Source organism: Streptomyces sp. NPDC001220 (assembly GCF_053597895.1).
This window is the reverse complement of record NZ_JBSFJE010000009.1, coordinates 200,148-216,928: the sequence shown is the minus strand read 5'-3', so window position 1 is coordinate 216,928 and position 16,781 is coordinate 200,148. Positions and strand designations below refer to the sequence as shown.

The 16,781-nt window shown below is 72.0% G+C and carries 14 protein-coding genes; 11 read left to right on the top strand and 3 right to left on the bottom strand.

What is annotated here, in order from left to right; translation table 11 throughout:
* Positions 1-236: 236 nt before the first annotated feature.
* Positions 237-989 (bottom strand): SLATT domain-containing protein, encoded by a 753-nt coding sequence (locus tag ACWDGI_RS22730; protein ID WP_360495862.1) that lies wholly within the window; start codon positions 987-989, stop codon positions 237-239.
* A gap of 300 nt (positions 990-1,289) precedes the next feature.
* Between ACWDGI_RS22730 and ACWDGI_RS22725 the strand changes: the two genes are divergently transcribed.
* The 7 genes from ACWDGI_RS22725 (at position 1,290) to ACWDGI_RS22695 (ending at position 8,075) form a co-directional block, all read left to right on the top strand.
* Positions 1,290-1,634, top strand: coding sequence for a YbaB/EbfC family nucleoid-associated protein (locus ACWDGI_RS22725; protein WP_351317457.1), 345 nt, complete (start codon positions 1,290-1,292; stop codon positions 1,632-1,634).
* A gap of 136 nt (positions 1,635-1,770) precedes the next feature.
* Positions 1,771-2,370, top strand: coding sequence for a recombination mediator RecR (gene recR / locus ACWDGI_RS22720; protein WP_366354321.1), 600 nt, complete (start codon positions 1,771-1,773; stop codon positions 2,368-2,370).
* Positions 2,363-3,022, top strand: coding sequence for a DUF5063 domain-containing protein (locus ACWDGI_RS22715; protein ID WP_450761697.1), 660 nt, complete (start codon positions 2,363-2,365; stop codon positions 3,020-3,022). The genes recR and ACWDGI_RS22715 overlap by 8 nt, the downstream gene beginning before the upstream one ends.
* 236 nt (positions 3,023-3,258) lie before the next feature.
* Entirely contained in the window at positions 3,259-4,530 is a 1,272-nt protein-coding gene (locus ACWDGI_RS22710; RefSeq protein ID WP_351317465.1) for an aspartate kinase, read from the top strand.
* The gene (locus tag ACWDGI_RS22705) at positions 4,527-5,606 is read left to right on the top strand and encodes an aspartate-semialdehyde dehydrogenase (RefSeq protein WP_450761695.1); all 1,080 of its coding nucleotides are present in this window, start codon (positions 4,527-4,529) and stop codon (positions 5,604-5,606) included. The genes ACWDGI_RS22710 and ACWDGI_RS22705 overlap by 4 nt, the downstream gene beginning before the upstream one ends.
* A gap of 472 nt (positions 5,607-6,078) precedes the next feature.
* Positions 6,079-6,753, top strand: a complete 675-nt coding sequence (locus ACWDGI_RS22700; protein ID WP_450761693.1) for a SigE family RNA polymerase sigma factor — start codon at positions 6,079-6,081, stop codon at positions 6,751-6,753.
* 230 nt (positions 6,754-6,983) lie between these two features.
* Entirely contained in the window at positions 6,984-8,075 is a 1,092-nt protein-coding gene (locus ACWDGI_RS22695) for a hypothetical protein (protein ID WP_450761691.1), read from the top strand.
* A gap of 33 nt (positions 8,076-8,108) precedes the next feature.
* Here the strand turns inward: ACWDGI_RS22695 and ACWDGI_RS22690 are convergent, their stop codons facing one another.
* Positions 8,109-8,903, bottom strand: a complete 795-nt coding sequence (locus tag ACWDGI_RS22690) for an SURF1 family protein (protein ID WP_450761689.1) — start codon at positions 8,901-8,903, stop codon at positions 8,109-8,111.
* A 146-nt stretch (positions 8,904-9,049) separates the two neighbouring features.
* On the opposite strand from ACWDGI_RS22690, the gene ACWDGI_RS22685 reads away from it, so the two are divergent.
* On the top strand, positions 9,050-10,858 hold the full coding sequence (locus ACWDGI_RS22685; protein WP_450761687.1) for a prolyl oligopeptidase family serine peptidase: 1,809 nt from the start codon (positions 9,050-9,052) through the stop codon (positions 10,856-10,858).
* 165 nt (positions 10,859-11,023) lie between these two features.
* Here ACWDGI_RS22685 and ACWDGI_RS22680 read toward each other — a convergent pair whose 3' ends face one another.
* Positions 11,024-12,910, bottom strand: a complete 1,887-nt coding sequence (locus ACWDGI_RS22680) for an NAD-binding protein (RefSeq protein WP_450761995.1) — start codon at positions 12,908-12,910, stop codon at positions 11,024-11,026.
* 170 nt (positions 12,911-13,080) lie between these two features.
* Between ACWDGI_RS22680 and ACWDGI_RS22675 the strand changes: the two genes are divergently transcribed.
* From ACWDGI_RS22675 to ACWDGI_RS22665, 3 genes are all read left to right on the top strand, one after another.
* The gene (locus ACWDGI_RS22675) at positions 13,081-14,121 is read left to right on the top strand and encodes a permease (RefSeq protein WP_450761685.1); all 1,041 of its coding nucleotides are present in this window, start codon (positions 13,081-13,083) and stop codon (positions 14,119-14,121) included.
* Positions 14,118-14,876: a TIGR03943 family putative permease subunit gene (locus ACWDGI_RS22670; RefSeq protein WP_450761683.1), complete on the top strand. Its 759-nt coding sequence runs from the start codon at positions 14,118-14,120 to the stop codon at positions 14,874-14,876. Before ACWDGI_RS22675 ends, ACWDGI_RS22670 begins: the two co-directional genes overlap by 4 nt.
* A gap of 140 nt (positions 14,877-15,016) precedes the next feature.
* On the top strand, positions 15,017-16,765 hold the full coding sequence (locus ACWDGI_RS22665) for a hypothetical protein (RefSeq protein WP_450761681.1): 1,749 nt from the start codon (positions 15,017-15,019) through the stop codon (positions 16,763-16,765).
* Positions 16,766-16,781: the final 16 nt, after the last annotated feature.

The following is a 16,781-nucleotide window of genomic DNA, read 5'->3' as shown; positions in this document are numbered from 1 at the left end:
CGCCGGGGTCAGCCGGGCCTCGCCGGGTCAGCCGGGACCTGGCCGGGTCAGCCGGGACCTGGCCATGACATCGCCCGGACCGGGCGTGGCCACGCCGGGACCTTGCCGGGTCAGCCGGGGCCTGGCCATGACATCGCCTGGACCGGGCGTGGCCACGCCGGGGTCAGCCGGGCCACGCCGGGATCAGCCGGGACCTTGCCGGGTCTCGCCTGGCCCGCTGGGACTTGGCGCGGGCTTCACCGGGGTTCCGGTGGTCGTTGTCTGGGCATGTTCGGGCGGGTTCCGTTCGTGCCCGGGGGCAGCGGGAAGCGGCCGTTCAGATGTCCCGCGTCCGCGCGCGGCCCCGCCGTCACCGTCGCCTGCATGCCGAGCGGCGCCGGTCCGGTCCGGAACTCCACCATCCAGTCGGCCGTCTCCGTGCGGACCAGCTCGGTCACGTCCTCCGAGAACCGCCGCAGCACCGCCAGGCACCGCTCGGCCGCCTCGCTCGCCGTGCCCTCCGCCGGTCCCAGCACCTCCCGGACGCTCTCCGAAGCCCAGTCGAACTGGAGCACCTGGAGCCGCCGCTGCACGGCCTGCGCGGTCGCCATGTCCCTTATCCAGCCGGAGGTCACCCCGAAGAACCGGTCGACGCCGACGCACGCCACCGCCAGCAGCAGCGCGAGATACCCCCAGGGCGCGACCCCGCCCACCACGCCGGTGAGGTCGAGGAGCGGCAGCGCGGCACCCAGCACCGCGCCCACGGCCGCCCCGCACCGCAGCGCCCGGGCCCCCCGCCGCTTCCACACCCGGTCCGCCAAGTACCACGCGGCGGTCTGCAGCGCCCCGCGCTCCACCCACCGGTACAGCTCGTCGAGCCGCTCGGCCGGTTCACCCCAGTCCCCGAGCGGGAACGGCCGCCCGGTCAGGTCACCCGGCCGCAGTCCGGCCGCACCCTCGCCCCGCCCGTCCTGAGGCGGTCCCTCGGGCTGCATCTCCGGCTGGCCCACCCGGCACTCCCTACTGATCACAACCGATCACGTTCCGTGACATCGGACCGTCATTGCGCATGGCGTCGGCCATGGCCCTGCACGTGACAATGGATGCTGACAACGGGAACCCTTCCTACCGCCCAATGGGTGGCGAAGACCTTGCTTTCGCCTCTTTTCCGCTCGGAAGTGGGCCTTGATCAGGTATAGGGCCGTCAGGATTCTCACTCGAAAGAGTGGCGGGGCGATGGCTGCGTCGACCACGTAGGCTCATCCACAGCAGAGCAGAACCAGACACGGATGCGGACCCAGGAGCTGATCGTGATCCCCGGTGGTGGCCAGCCCAACATGCAGCAGCTGCTCCAGCAGGCCCAGAAGATGCAGGAAGACCTGGCACGGGCCCAGGAGGAGCTGGCGAACACGGAGGTCGACGGGCAGGCGGGCGGCGGCCTGGTGACGGCCACCGTGACCGGCGCCGGCGAGCTGCGCACGCTGAAGATCGACCCGAAGGCGGTGGACCCGGAGGACACCGAGACCCTCGCCGACCTGGTCGTCGCGGCCGTCCAGGCGGCCAACGCGAACGCCCAGGCGCTCCAGCAGCAGAAGCTCGGCCCGCTGGCGCAGGGTCTGGGTGGCGGCAGCGGCATTCCCGGTCTGCCGTTCTGATCCCCGGGCGGTTTCCGCCACCGCTCTGATCTCGCCGTTCTGATGTTCGTCGCCCGCGCGACACCCGCACCGCCTTCCTAGGACAGGCGGCAGCCAACTACGGTACGTACCGAAAGACTCCAGGAAGGGCAGTCCGTTGTACGAAGGCGTGGTCCAGGACCTCATCGACGAGTTGGGGCGGTTGCCCGGCGTCGGTCCGAAGAGCGCGCAGCGGATCGCCTTCCACATCCTGCAGGCCGAGCCGACGGACGTACGGCGGCTCGCCCAGGCCCTCCTGGAGGTCAAGGCGAAGGTCCGGTTCTGCGCGACCTGCGGCAACGTGGCGCAGGAGGAGCTGTGCAACATCTGCCGTGACACGCGCCGCGACCCGACGGTGATCTGCGTGGTCGAGGAGCCCAAGGACGTGGTCGCCATCGAGCGCACCCGTGAGTTCCGCGGCCGTTACCACGTGCTCGGCGGCGCGATCAGCCCGATCGAGGGCGTCGGCCCCGACGACCTGCGGATCAGGGAGCTGCTCGCCCGGCTTGCCGACGGCGCGGTCACCGAGCTCATCCTGGCCACGGACCCGAACCTGGAGGGCGAGGCGACCGCCACCTACCTCGCCCGCATGATCAAACCCATGGGCCTGAAGGTCACCCGCCTGGCCAGCGGCCTCCCGGTGGGTGGCGACCTGGAATACGCGGACGAGGTCACCCTCGGTCGCGCCTTCGAGGGGAGACGACTCCTAGATGTCTGACGCCACACTGCACGCGACCGCCCAGGACCCCGACGACTTCGCGGTCCAGATCGCCGACCAGGTCGAGAGCTTCCTGGTGGCCGTCACGGAGGTGGCCAAGGGCGACGAGCCGGACTCGGCGGTCCCCTTCCTCCTCCTGGAGGTCTCCCAGCTGCTGCTGGCCGGTGGCCGCCTCGGCGCGCACGAGGACATCGTCCCCGACGAGCGCTACGAGCCGGACCTCGGCCCCGAGCCGGACGTCGACGAACTGCGCGAGAACTTCGCCCGGCTCCTCGAGCCCATCGACGTCTACTCCGAGGTCTTCGACCCGTACGAGCCCCGCAGGGCGCCCGTGCCGGCCCGTATCTCGGACGACCTGGCCGATGTCATCACCGACCTGCGGCACGGCATGGCCCACTACCGGGCCGGCCGCACCACGGAGGCGCTGTGGTGGTGGCAGTTCTCCTACTTCTCCAACTGGGGCCCGACCGCCTCCGCGACCCTGCGTGCCCTCCAGTCCATCCTCATCCACGTCCGCCTCAACCAGCCCCTGGCGGAGCTGGACGGCCTGGACACGGACCAGGACACGATCGGCGACGAGACGCTGGAGTTCGAGGCCGGCCAGGTCATGCAGGAGGAGATCGGCGGACAGCTGGGCCTCAAGGCCAAGTGAGCCGGGGCTCCGGCCCGGAAAAGGGTCTTGCTCCTCGTCCTCGTCGCCGCCGTCGCGCCCAGTCACTGTGAGCCACCGCACTTTCCTGCGTGGGGTGCCGCGAGCTGGGCATGTTCCGTCCCGGAAGCGAGCGGCGGAACACCCCGCCAGGACGTCTCACCATGCGGGAGCACGCTGGTGGAATCCGGCCGCTCGTTAAACTGAGCCGACACAGACAAACCGAGCGAGGAGCGCACGTGGGCCTTGTCGTGCAGAAGTACGGAGGTTCCTCCGTTGCCGATGCCGAGGGCATCAAGCGCGTCGCCAAGCGAATCGTGGAAGCGAAGAAGAACGGCAACCAGGTGGTTGTCGTCGTTTCCGCGATGGGCGACACGACGGACGAGCTGATCGATCTGGCCGAGCAGGTGTCCCCGATGCCTGCCGGGCGTGAGTTCGACATGCTGCTGACCGCCGGAGAGCGTATCTCCATGGCACTGCTGGCCATGGCGATCAAAAACCTGGGCCACGAGGCCCAGTCGTTCACCGGCAGCCAGGCAGGCGTCATCACCGACTCGGTCCACAACAAAGCCCGGATCATCGACGTCACGCCGGGGCGGATCAGGACGGCGCTGGACGAGGGCAACATCGCCATCGTGGCGGGGTTCCAGGGCGTGAGCGCGGACAAGAAGGACATCACCACGCTGGGGCGCGGCGGGTCCGACACCACGGCCGTGGCGCTGGCCGCCGCGCTGGACGCCGAGGTCTGTGAGATCTACACCGACGTCGACGGTGTGTTCACCGCCGACCCGCGCGTGGTGAAGAAGGCGCGGAAGATCGACTGGATCTCCTTCGAGGACATGCTGGAGCTCGCCGCCTCCGGTTCCAAGGTGCTGCTCCACCGCTGTGTGGAGTACGCCCGCCGTTACAACATCCCGATCCACGTCCGGTCCAGCTTCAGCGGACTTCAGGGCACGTGGGTCAGCAGTCAGCCGATTGGGGACAAGAAGGTGGAGCAGGCCATCATCTCCGGTGTCGCGCACGACACCTCCGAGGCCAAGATCACGGTCGTCGGTGTGCCGGACAAGCCGGGTGAGGCCGCCGCGATCTTCCGGACCATCGCCGACGCCCAGGTCAACATCGACATGGTCGTGCAGAACGTGTCCGCCGCGGCCACCGGCCTGACCGACATCTCCTTCACGCTGCCGAAGACCGAGGGCCGCAAGGCCATCGACGCCCTGGAGCGCAACCGGCCGGGCATCGGCTTCGACTCGCTGCGCTACGACGACCAGATCGGAAAGATCTCGCTGGTCGGCGCGGGTATGAAGACCAACCCCGGGGTCACCGCCTCGTTCTTCGAGGCGCTGTCCGACGCGGGCGTGAACATCGAGCTGATCTCGACCTCCGAGATCCGTATCTCGGTCGTCACCCGCGCCGACGACGTGCCGGAGGCCGTGCGCGCCGTGCACACCGCCTTCGGGCTCGACTCCGACAGCGACGAGGCCGTGGTCTACGGAGGCACCGGCCGATGACTGCCAAGCCGACGCTCGCGGTCGTGGGGGCGACCGGGGCCGTCGGCACGGTCATGCTCCAGATCCTGTCCCAGCGGGCGGACGTCTGGGGCGAGATCCGCCTGATCGCCTCCGCGCGCTCGGCCGGCTGCAAGCTGACCGTGCGCGGGGAGGAGATCGAGGTCGTCGCCCTGTCGGAGGAGGCCTTCGACGGGATCGACGTCGCGATGTTCGACGTGCCCGACGAGATCTCCGCGCGCTGGGCGCCCGTCGCCGCGGCCAAGGGTGTCGTCGTGGTGGACAACTCCGGCGCCTTCCGGATGGACCCCGAGGTGCCCCTGGTGGTCCCCGAGGTCAATCCGCACTGTGCCCGCAGCCGGCCGCGCGGGATCATCGCCAACCCCAACTGCACCACCCTGTCGATGATCGTCGCCCTGGGCGCACTGCACGCCGAGTTCGGGCTGCGCGAGCTGGTGGTGTCGTCGTACCAGGCGGTGAGCGGCGCCGGGCGGGCCGGCGTGGAGACACTGCGGGCCCAGCTGTCGATGGTCGCCGGTACCGAGCTGGGCACCAAGCCCGGTGACGTACGGCGGGCCGTCGGGGACAGCACCGGGCCGTTCCCGGAGCCGGTCGCGCTGAACGTCGTACCGTGGGCCGGGTCGCTGCGCGAGGACGGCTGGTCGTCGGAGGAGATGAAGGTGCGGGACGAGTCCCGCAAGATCCTCGGGCTGCCGAAGCTTCCGGTCGCCGTGACCTGTGTCCGGGTCCCGGTGGTCACCACGCACTCCCTGACCGTGCACGCCCGCTTCCAGGGCGAGGTCACGGTCGACGGGGCCCGGGAGATCCTGGACACCGCCCCGGGCGTCGTCCTCTTCGACAACCCGGCCGCCGGGGAGTTCCCGACCCCGGCCGACGTGGTGGGCACCGATCCGACCTGGGTGGGGCGGGTGCGGCGGGCGCTCGACGACCCGACCGCGCTGGAACTCTTCGTCTGCGGGGACAATCTTCGCAAAGGTGCCGCTCTGAACACCGCGCAGATCGCCGAGCTGGTGGCGGCGGAACTGACTGGCCGTTCAGGTATGGCGGAGTTCGCGTGAACAGCCGGTGACCACGGGAAACGTCCTGGGTGGGAGCGGGCCCACAAGTAGGGGTCGAGCAGGAAATGTGGCCATGAGCATGGTCCAAACCACTTGAACCCCGGCCCCTCGGCGTTCGAAGATTTTCCTCCCCGTCCTCCGCAACCACGCGGACGGCGGGGAGCGTCTTTGCGATCGCCCTCTTACGGGGCGCTTACGCGGCCGGCCCTCGGGTCGTGGGACGCATGATCCTGGCGTGGGGACGCCGTGATCAGGGCGTGGGGACGCCCGTTCATATGGGACACAAGGGAAGAGCGGGACGCATGACGGCATGTGAGGCACCGTCGGGTGTACTGCCGGACGCGCGGAGAACGGTCTCGACCGCGCGGGCCGGCCGGCCCGGCATGCCCGGCGCGAACCCGCCCGGCGCGCCTGACACGAAAGTGATGCCCGGCACGTACAACCCCGAAGGGGGTAGACGTGTCCAACTGACGTGGCAGAGGTACTCGAACTCAGTGCGCCCCTCGGCGCGACGGCCTTGCGGCCGCCCCGCGCGGGCCTGCGCCCTCGCATGTCCGGCGCGGCCGGCGGCATGCCGGTGATCGCGCCCATGCCCGCAGCGCGGCCCACCCGCATACCCAGCCAGCGCGACGGCGCCGAGGAGACGGCGGCGGCCGGTACCACCGTCGACCACCTCACCGAGACCTACCGGGCGCACTACCGTTCACTGCTCGGCCTCGCCGCGCTCCTCCTCGACGACACCGCCTCCTGCGAGGACGTCGTGCAGGAGGCGTTCATCCGTGTCCACTCGGCCCGCAAACGCGTCCGTGACCCGGAGAAGACCCTGGCCTACCTGCGCCAGACGGTCGTCAACCTCTCCCGTTCCGCGCTGCGCCGCCGCATCCTCGGCCTCAAGCTCCTCTCCAAGCCGATGCCCGACATGGCGAGCGCCGAGGAGGGCGCCTACGACCAGCTGGAGCGGCGCGACCTGATCAAGGCCATGAAGGGCCTGCAGCGCCGGCAGCGCGAGGTCCTGGTGCTGCGCTACTTCGCCGACATGACCGAGGCCCAGGTCGCCGAGACGCTGGGCATATCGCTGGGGTCGGTGAAGGCGTACGGCTCGCGCGGCATCGCGGCACTACGGGTGGCGATGGAGTCGGCGGCATGACGGACAGCCCCCAGGGAGGCGACTCACATGATCGCCACGAGCCCTACGCTTGGCACGAGCCGACACGGGACGGCGCGCCACGCCCCGGCCGCGAGTCGCACGGTTCTCACGGCCCGGGGGAGCCACCCGGTTCGGGGGAGCCGGCCCGGGACCACGGGCCTGCCGGCCGGCGGGAGCCGGCGCGGGACCACGAGCAAGAGCACACGCAATCGCACGCTGGGAACGGAACTGTGAACCACGGCCCCGACGAAAAGGGCCCCGAGGAGCTCGGACAGGGCTTCGACGGGCTCGGCGCCGGCCATGACGGGCTCGGTGCCGACGAACTGGCGCTGCGCCGGATGCTGCACTCCGCGGTCGACGATCTCGCACCGCGCGACGGCGTCCTCGACCACCTGCGCCGCGCCGTCCCGGCCCGCCGGGCCCGCAAGCGCCAGGCCGCCGTGGGCATGGCGGCCGCGGCCCTCTTCATCGGCACCGTGATCCCCGCCCTCGTGCACGTCTCCAACTCCGGCGGCATGGACCCCAACACCTCCATGGCCGGCCAGGCCTCCCAGGCCCAGGGCGGCTCGGCGGGCGGCAAGAACCCGGACGGCGGCTCCAGCACCGCGGGCGCCAGCAGCGGCCAGGCCACCGACCAGCAGACCGGCGGCACCAAGGACGGCGGCAAGGACGAGAGCACCGGCGCCGTCGGCGGCACCAAGGTCGTCCCCTCGGCCAGCGCCGACACCATGGCCCCGGTCTGCACCTCGGACCAGCTCGCCACCCCGACCGCCACCGTCGGCGCCCCCGACTCGACGGGCGTCGTCTACGGCACCTTCCGGGTCGTGAACGTCTCGAAGACGAGCTGTACGGTCGGCGGCCCCGGCAGCGTGGGCCTGCTCGCGCAGGGCGCGGCCGACGCCACCAAGCTCAGCGCGGTCCGGCACACCTCGGGCGACGCGGCGGCCGGGCTCCCCGACCCGTCCACCGAGCTGACCGGCCTGGTCCTGGCACCCGGCGCGGCCTACGACGAGAAGTTCGGCTTCGTCCCCCTGGAGACCTGCCCGACCAGCGGGACCAGCACCGGCGGCTCCACCGACACCGGCGGCACCGGTGGCAGCACGGCCTCCCCGAGCCCCTCCGAGGACCCCGGCAGCAGCACCGGTACGACCACCACCGGATCGGAGGGCGCCACCACCCAGCTGCTCACCGAGGACGGCACGGCCGACGGCGGCGTCGCGGTCTCGTACACCCCGGAGGCCGGGTCCCCGACCGGCTCCGCGACGGTGACGAACGCGTGCGCCGGGACGGTCTACTGGACCGGAGTCCTGCCGGCGGTGTGACCGGCGCCGCGGGAGCGGCGCCGTCGGCGTCCGTCAGACGGCGCTCGGCTGCCGGGCCTGGGTCTCCTCGTCCGGCACCAGGCCGAGCGCCGCGTCCCGGGCGAACTCCACCTCGCGGCGCAGCAGCCGGAACCACATGAACACCGTGAACCCCGCGAAGACGAACCACTCGCCGGTGTAGCCGAGGTTCTGGAACGCCTTCAGGTCGAGCCCCGAGTTGTCCGGCGCGATCGCCGGGACGGCCGTCATCCCCGAGTCGGCCTTCTCCAGCGTGATCCACGCGTCGTACATCCGGTAGGGCACCAGGTTCACCAGCGAGGCCGCGCTGATCGCCGCCGTCTGTCCGGACGGCAGCCCGCCCTGGGTGCTGACGCCGTTGTCCCCCGGCGTCTCGGAGGCCTGCAGCGCGCCGGTGACGGTGACCTCGCCGGCCGGCGGGGCGGGCGCCTTCGCCGTGTCGGCCTTGCCGGGCAGCCAGCCGCGGACGACGGGCAGAGCCTGGCCGGAGTCGGTGCGCAGCAGGGTCAGGACGTAGAAGCCGTCCCTGCCGTCGAGCTGCCGGTCGGGCACCAGCAGCTGCTTGGCGTACCGGCCGCTGACGGTGGCCCGCTTACCGGAGGTCGACTGGTCGACGGGGAGCAGGTCGGCCAGGGGCCGGGCCGCTTCCGTCCGGGCCGTCTCGACCTGCTTGTCGGCGCTGCGATGCGCCTCGACCCGCGACTCGAAGCGGCTCAGCTGCCAGGACCCCATGAAGATGCAGAACGGGATGGCGAGCAGCACGAAGACGTTGATGCCCCACCAACGGGGTGTCAGCAGAAAGCGGTACACGCCTTCCACGGTACGGGGCGCTTTGCGGCGGGTTGGGAGTGGGGTCGGACCCGTGGGGCGGCCGCGCGCAAAGTTATCCACAGGCTGAGGACGCCCGCCAGCGCATTGTGGGTGGGTGCGGGCACTATGGGGCCATGACTGCGGCCATGAGTGAGAGCGACATGCCGGACTGGGAGAAGCGCTTCCGCGCCCCTCGGGTCTCCCTGCCGGACTGGGCGGAGGACGCCCCCGACCGTTCCCTGTTCGTGTCGAACGCGACGGGGACGTATGAGCTGTACGCCTGGGACCGCGCGAGCGGAGAGCAGCGCCAGGCGACGAACCGGCCGAACGGCACGACGGACGGGCTGCTCTCCCCGGACGGCGCGTGGATCTGGTGGTTCGACGACAAGGACGGCGACGAGTTCGGCGTCTGGCGCCGCCAGCCCTTCGGCGGCGGCGCGGACGAGGAGGCGACACCGGGCCTGGAGCCGTCGTACCCCTCGGGCCTGGCCCTGGGCCGGGACGGCCGTACGGCGGTCGTGGGCCGTTCCACCGACGACGAGGGTACGACGATCTACCTGGTCAGAGTGGGGGAGAAGCCGCGGGAGATCTACCGCCACCATGAGTCGGCGGGCGTCGGCGACCTCTCCCACGACGGCTCGCTGATCGCCATCGAGCACACCGAGCACGGCGACGCGATGCACTCGGCGCTGCGCGTGATCCGCCCGGACGCCACGCCGGTCGCCGAGCTGGACGACACCAGGGGCGGCGCGGAGGAACTGGGCCTGGAGGTGCTGGGCTTCGCCCCGGTCGAAGGCGATCCGCGGCTGCTCATCGGCCACCAGCGGCGCGGCCGCTGGGAGCCGCTGGTCTGGGACGTCGTGACCGGCGAACAGACGGACCTGACCCTGGACCTGCCGGGCGACGTGAGCGCGGAGTGGTATCCGGACGGCAGCGCCCTGCTGATCGCCCACAGCCACAAGGCCCGCAGCGAACTGTTCCGGTACGACCTGGCGACGCACGAGCTGACCGGTATCCCGACCCCGGCGGGCTCGGTCTCCGGGGCGACCGCCCGCCCCGACGGAAACGTCGAGTACCTCTGGTCCTCCGCCGCCGAGCCGCCGGTGGTCCGCTCGACGACGGGCGAGGTGGTCCTGGATCCGCCGGGCATGAAGTGCCCCCCGTCCGTCCCGGTCTCGGACGCGTGGGTGGAGGGCCCCGGCGGCCGTATCCACGCGCTGATCCAGAAGCCGGCGGGAGCGGAGGGGCCGTTGCCGACCGTCTTCGACCTGCACGGCGGCCCGACCTGGCACGACAGCGACAGCTTCGCGGCGGGCCCGGCGGCCTGGGTGGACCACGGTTACGCGGTGGTCCGCATCAACTACCGGGGCTCCACGGGCTACGGCCGGGCCTGGACGGACGCGCTGAAGCACCGGGTGGGCCTGATCGAGCTGGAGGACGTGGCGGCGGTACGGGACTGGGCGGTGGAGTCCGGCCTGGCCGACCCCGACCGGCTGATCCTGACCGGCGGCTCCTGGGGCGGTTACCTGACCCTGCTGGGCCTGGGCACCCAGCCCGATTCCTGGGCGGTGGGCATCGCGGTCGTTCCGGTCGCCGACTACGTCACGGCGTACCACGACGAGATGGAGTCCCTGAAGGCGATGGACCGCACGCTGCTGGGCGGTACGCCGGAGGAGGTCCCGGACCGCTTCGCCGCGAGTTCACCCCTGACGTACGTGGACGACGTCAAGGCACCGGTCTACATCTCGGCCGGCGTCAACGACCCCCGCTGCCCCATCCGCCAGATCGACAACTACGTCACCCGCCTGGCCGCCCGCTCGGCCCCCCACGAGGTCTACCGCTACGACGCCGGCCACGGCTCCCTGGTGGTCGACGAACGGATCAAGCAGCTGAGACTGGAGATGGAGTTCGCGGAAACCCACCTCACGCCCACGGCAGCGGCGCCGACGGACTGAGCCGAACTCGGCACCCGGTCAGCGGCACCCGGTCAGCGGCACTCGTCCGGCGCCGCGCGGTTCGGCGCACCGCCCGAAGAGGCGAGCCAACTCCGCGCGGCCCTGGCGCCCCGCAAGGGGCGCGGGGAACTGCGCGATCGGCCACGACGCACCCGCCCCCGCCTCTCAACCGAGCGAGTCGGACGGCCCGGCGGGCGGCACGCGGCCGGACAACTCCGCCAGCCCCCGGCGAGTGACCGCGACCACCACCCGGTCCCCACCCTTCAGCAGATAGTCCCCGGCGACCGGGCGCCCCTCGAGCGCCAGCACCCGCCACGCCCCCGCCCGGAACGCCCCGTCCACCGTCCGCCCCTCCAACTGCGGATGCCCGCCCACATCCACCGCCGCCACCAGCAGCACCTTCCGCTCCACCGGAATCGCCCCGAGGATCTGCCGCCCCAGCATCGCCCCCGCGAAGGACGGCGCCGCCAGATAGGACACACTCCGGCTCCGGGTGACCGCACGCGGATGCGCGGCCCGCAGCGTCCGGTACACGGCCGTCGCGAAGTCGTCGTCGTACAGCCGCAGTACCGCCTTCAGGTCCGGTCGTACCGCCCGCGCGTACAGCACGGCCTCCAGATTCGTCGTATCCGCGCTGGTCACCGCGAGCAGCGCCTGCGCCCGATGGATCTTGGCGGCCTCCAGGACCCCCTCCTGGGTGACATCCCCGAGCACCACCGGCACCCGCAGCCGCCGGGCCACCGCAAGCCCGCGCGCGTCCGGATCGGACTCGACGCACACCACGGGGACCTGCAGTTCACGCAGCCGTGTCAGCACCCGTGTCCCGATCTTGCCCAGCCCGAGCAGCACGACATGCCCGCTCAGCCCCCGCGGCGGCTTCCGCAGCGCCGAAGCCGTCCGGAAGGTACCGAGCGCTTCGAGCACCGCCGCCAGCAGCACCGGCAGCAACAGCAACCCCATCAACCCGGACAGCAGTTGAAGGATCTGCCGCCCGAGCGACTGCCCGATCGCGGGATCGTCGATGGCGAACAGATCGAGGAGCGTGTAGTAGAAGGCCCGTACCGGATGAATACCCGTCACCACCGACAGCGCGACCGCGAGCGCGACCACACACCCCACGACCCCGGCCAGCGACCACCGCAGCCGCCGCGAGAACAGCGAGACGAGCAGCGGCACGACCCCGGCCCCGAACCCGGCCCGGCGCCGGTCCTGCGCGGCCGCCTCGGACGAGGACGAGGACACCTGCTCCAGCACCATCACGCCACGCTCACCCGCGGCTCGTACCTCCGCGTCGTCGGGCAGCAGCCGCGGCCCCTGCTCCCCGGCGCCCTCGACCGGTCCGGGACCGTTGTTGTTCGCCGAGAACAGCGCCAGCGTGCACAGCCCCTGGCCGGCGTCCGGCCCGGCGAGGCCCCCCGGCGGCAGGTCCACCGCCCGCAGCACCAGCCCGTCCGTCTGGATGACCTTGCCGGTCCCGGCGAGCGCGGTGGCGGCGAGCGCGGGCGCGGCGGTGTCGGCGTCGGAGAGTACGGTCGTGGACGTGTCGCCCGCACCGCCGTCCAGATCGCCGACCGCCAACACGGCTGCCTGGTCCAGGAGTTCCTCGATGTGCTGCCCCAACCGCCGGTTGTACAGCCGCAACACCAGCCGCAGCCGGGGGTTCAGCCGGCGTGCGGTGAGAGCGGCCCGGATGTTGGTCTCGTCGTCGTCGTACACGAGCGCGAGCGCGGTGGCCCGCTCCACGCCCGCCTCCGCGAGCACGGCCTCGGTGGCCTCGACGGCCTCCAGCACCCGCTCCCCGCGCGGGCCTTCAGCGACGGCCGGGACGGTGCCGCCGCCCGCGCCGTTGCCGCCGTTCCCGTTGGCGCGTCCGACGGTGGCGCTGACCACCCGGTCGAGGAGCGCGGCCGAGGCGGCCCGGGCCCGTCCGACCACCGGTGGCCTGGCGATCCGCACGTTCGGGGGTACGACGAGGGTGACCTGTTCGCCGTACACCACGCGCAACTCGGCCGCCAGCCGGTGCGCGAGCCCGTCGTCGCCGCAGACCACCATGTGCGCCGGGGCGCCACCACCTTGATACGGAACGCTCGCCACAAGGGAAAAGAGTGCCTCAACAGGACGCATGGTTCCAGCAACGAGGTGAACAGCCGCCCCCGGCCGCCCGTAGGGAAGGGCAGGGAGCATAATCCCGGATCTACCGAAGTGCCGGAGGTATCCCACCCGTGGCCATCACCGAAGAAGCCGCCCCGCCCGGCCACGCGTCCGAGGACGGGACCCCGGGCGAGGGCAGCCGCACCCCGCCCGGCCAGGAGGGCTGGCATCTCAGCTCCCCCCTGGCCCTGACCCTGCTGCTCCTGCTGGTCGTGGTGTTCCAGGGCCCGGTGCGCGGCGCGCTGTCGACGCCGGTGATGCAGAGCTGGATGACCGTGTTCGTGGCGGTGGTCGTCCAGGCGCTCCCCTTCCTCGTCCTCGGTGTGCTTCTCTCGGCGGCGATCGCGGTCTTCGTGCCCCCGTCCTTCTTCGCCCGCGCCCTGCCCGGCCGACCCGCGCTGGCCGTCCCGGTCGCGGGGCTGGCCGGCGCCGTACTGCCGGGCTGCGAGTGCGCCTCCGTCCCGGTGGCCGGCGCCCTGGTCCGCCGGGGCGTCACCCCGGCCGCGGCCATCGCCTTCCTGCTCTCCGCCCCCGCGATCAACCCGATCGTGCTGACGGCGACGGCGGTGGCGTTCCCCCGCAACCCCGAGATGGTGCTGGCGCGGTTCGCCGGCAGCCTGCTGGTGGCGTGCGGGATGGGCTGGCTGTGGCAGCGCCTCGGCCGTACCGACTGGCTGCGCCTGCCGGCGCACGCGCACCACGAGGGCGAAACCAGGGCGGAGGCGTTCTGGGACTCGGTCCGCCACGACACCGTGCACGCGGGCGGCTTCCTGGTCCTCGGCGCGATGGCGGCGGCGACCCTGAAGGCGGTGGCCCCGGCGGAATGGCTGCGCACGGCCGCCGCCAACCCGGTGATCGCGATCCTCGCCCTGTCGATCCTCGCGGTGCTCCTCTCCATCTGCTCGGAGGCGGACGCGTTCGTGGCGGCGTCCCTGACCCAGTTCTCGCTCACCGCGAAGCTGGCGTTCCTGATCGTGGGCCCGATGATCGACCTGAAACTCTTCGCGATGCAGGCAGGTACCTTCGGCCGCGGCTTCGCCCTGCGCTTCGCCCCGGCCACCTTCGCCGCGGCGATCGCCGGCGCGGTCCTGACCGGGGCGGTGCTGCTGTGAACCGGCAGGCCCAGGCGGCGATGATGTTCCTGGTGGGGGCGGCCCTGCTGCACGCGGGCGCCACCGATCTCTATCTGCGCTACGTGAAGGCGGGCCTGCGCCCGCTGCTGCTGGCGGCGGGCGCGGTCCTGATCGTCTCGGCCCTGGCGACGGCCTGGTACGAGTGGCGCCGCAGCCGCCGTCGGGCCGCTGCTGCCACCGTCACCGCCACCGCCACCACCCCCGCTCCCGCCACGGACCACAGCCACCCCGAACCCCGGATCTCCTGGCTCCTGGTCCTTCCCCTGCTGGCCCTGATCCTCATCGCCCCGCCCGCGCTCGGCTCCTACAGCGCGATGCGCGCGGGCACTGCCCTGCAACAGCCGTACGGCTACACGAAGTTGCCGGCCGGGGACCCGATCCCGCTCGCCCTGGTCGACTACGCGGGCCGGGCGGTGTACGACCACGGGCGTTCGCTCGACGGCCACCGCGTCCGCATCTCCGGCTTCGTGGCCGTGGACACCGCCGGCACCCCCTACCTGGTCCGGATGGCCCTCAACTGCTGCGCGGCGGACGCCCAGCCGGTGAAGGTCGCCCTGACCGGCAAGATCCCCCCGGTCCTCCAGCCGGACGCCTGGCTCCAGGTGACGGGAACCTACACCGCCCGGCGGACCAAGGACCCGGTGAACGGCGGCCCGATCCCGTTCCTGAAGGTCACCGAGGCCAAGCCGATCCCGACGCCGGCCGACCCGTACGACGAGACCTGGAACAACTGACCCGTCCTGAGCCGTCCTGAGCTGGCTTGAGGCGGCCTCCGGTAAATGCTTGATCAAGAAGCCGCAGGTGTGTTCGAACCCGGTGTTACGCTCCGCCTGCTCCGCGGCCGGGGACCGCGGCCCACGGGGAGGACGACACGATGAACAGGCCCACACACAGACGCGTCCGGCTGGCGCTGCTGCTGGCAGGCGCGTTGGCGGCCACGCTCCCGGCGACGGTGGCGTCCGCCGACGAGACCCCCGTCGACCCGGCGCTGCCGACGCCCACCGCGCCGGCCGGCACGAGCTGCGGCACCGCGGACAGCCCGCTCTTGCGCACCGCCTCCACCCCGCCGCCCGACGGATTCAGCGTGTCGATCGGTGTCCCGCGGCCGACCGTGAACGGGGTGAAGTACCAGGGAATCGTGCACGCCTGGGACGCGGACGGCGCCCAGTCGGCCGACGGTTCGGCCGACGGCCTGCCGGTGCTCTCCCAGTCCGTCTTCGTGCCCTTGCCGCTGACGGACGGTCACGCCTACGGCTGGCACGCCTCGACATACGACGGCTCGTCCTACTCGAACCCGACCGACCCCTGCTACTTCCAGGTGGACAGCAGCGCTCCGGTCGCGCCGACCGTCACGAACCCGGATTTCCCGCCGACGGGAGCGGGAACGCCGACGAAGGCGGCCGGGCAGCCGACCACCTTCACCTTCGCCTCCGCCGAGTCGCTGCCCGAGGGCTGCACGACGGCGGGCGCCCCGGACTGCCGGACCAGCGGTCTGGACCACTTCGTCTACGGCCTCGACCAGGCACCCGGCATCGGCGCGCCCGAGGTCGTGGCCGACCCGCAGGGCAGGGCGAGCCTGACGACCGCGCTCCCGTGGGGTGTCCACACCCTCTACGTCGGGGCGGTCGACGCCGCGGGCAACATCTCCACGGCCGCCTACCCGATGACGGTCCCGTACCAACTCCCGCCCGCGACCCCCACCCTCGCCCTCACCGCCCCGGCCAAGTCGAACAGGGCGGCCTCGCTGACGGTCACCGGCCAGTTGACGGCGGCGCCCTACGCCTTGGGCGAGACCGTGCACGTGACCAGGACGGACCGGGTCCACCCCGCCGGCGTCGCCCTTCCCGACGCGGCCCTGGCCGCGAACGGCACGCTGCGCTTCACCGACATCCCGCAGGAGGCGGGCGCCGACACCTACACGGTGACCTACCCGGGCGACTCCACGCACGAGCCGGCGAGCGCGTCGGCGACGGTCCAGGTCTCCCGCACACCCACGGCGCTGAGCCTGACCACGAACGCCGCCTCCTTCGGCTACGGCGCGAAGGCGCGGCTCACCGCCCACCTGGGCAAGACGTACGACGACCGCACCGTTTCCCTCTACGCCCAGCCGTACGGCGGCAGCAGGACGCGGGTCAGGACGGCCGAGGCCGACAGCCACGGCAACCTGACCGCGACATACCAGGTCACCCGCCGGACCGTGTTCACCGCGGAGTTCAAGGGCGACGACCACTACGCCCCCGCGACGGCCACGAAGACGGTGACGTCCCGGGCGAAGGTGGCGGAGTCCCTGACCGGCAGCTACACGACGACCCACTACGGCACCGTCCTCTACCGCGTCTACCACCACACGGCCAAGGCCAAGCTGGCCGTCACGGTCACCCCGGCCAAACCGGCCCAGTGCGTCCGCTTCCAGATCCAGCGCTACCAGGACGGCGCCTGGCACACCGAGAGCACCTCGGCGTGCCACTCCCTGACGTCGAAGAGCACCACCGACCTGTCGACGGCCCTGACCAGGTCGACGGGCGGCAGATTCCGGATCCGGGCCGAGTACGTCCCGACCGCCAAGGACTCCGGGAACCTCAGCACGTGGGGAGCATGGCAGTACTTCACCGTGCGCCAGTGAGCGCCGTGGCCCCGCA

Coding starts and splice junctions, on each gene's coding strand:
- ACWDGI_RS22715 (WP_450761697.1), top strand. CDS start 2,363: ATGTCTGACGCCACACTGCACGCGACCGCCCAGGACCCCGACGACTTC.
- ACWDGI_RS22705 (WP_450761695.1), top strand. CDS start 4,527: ATGACTGCCAAGCCGACGCTCGCGGTCGTGGGGGCGACCGGGGCCGTC.
- ACWDGI_RS22685 (WP_450761687.1), top strand. CDS start 9,050: ATGAGTGAGAGCGACATGCCGGACTGGGAGAAGCGCTTCCGCGCCCCT.
- ACWDGI_RS22680 (WP_450761995.1), bottom strand. CDS start 12,910: ATGGTGGTCTGCGGCGACGACGGGCTCGCGCACCGGCTGGCGGCCGAG.
- ACWDGI_RS22665 (WP_450761681.1), top strand. CDS start 15,017: ATGAACAGGCCCACACACAGACGCGTCCGGCTGGCGCTGCTGCTGGCA.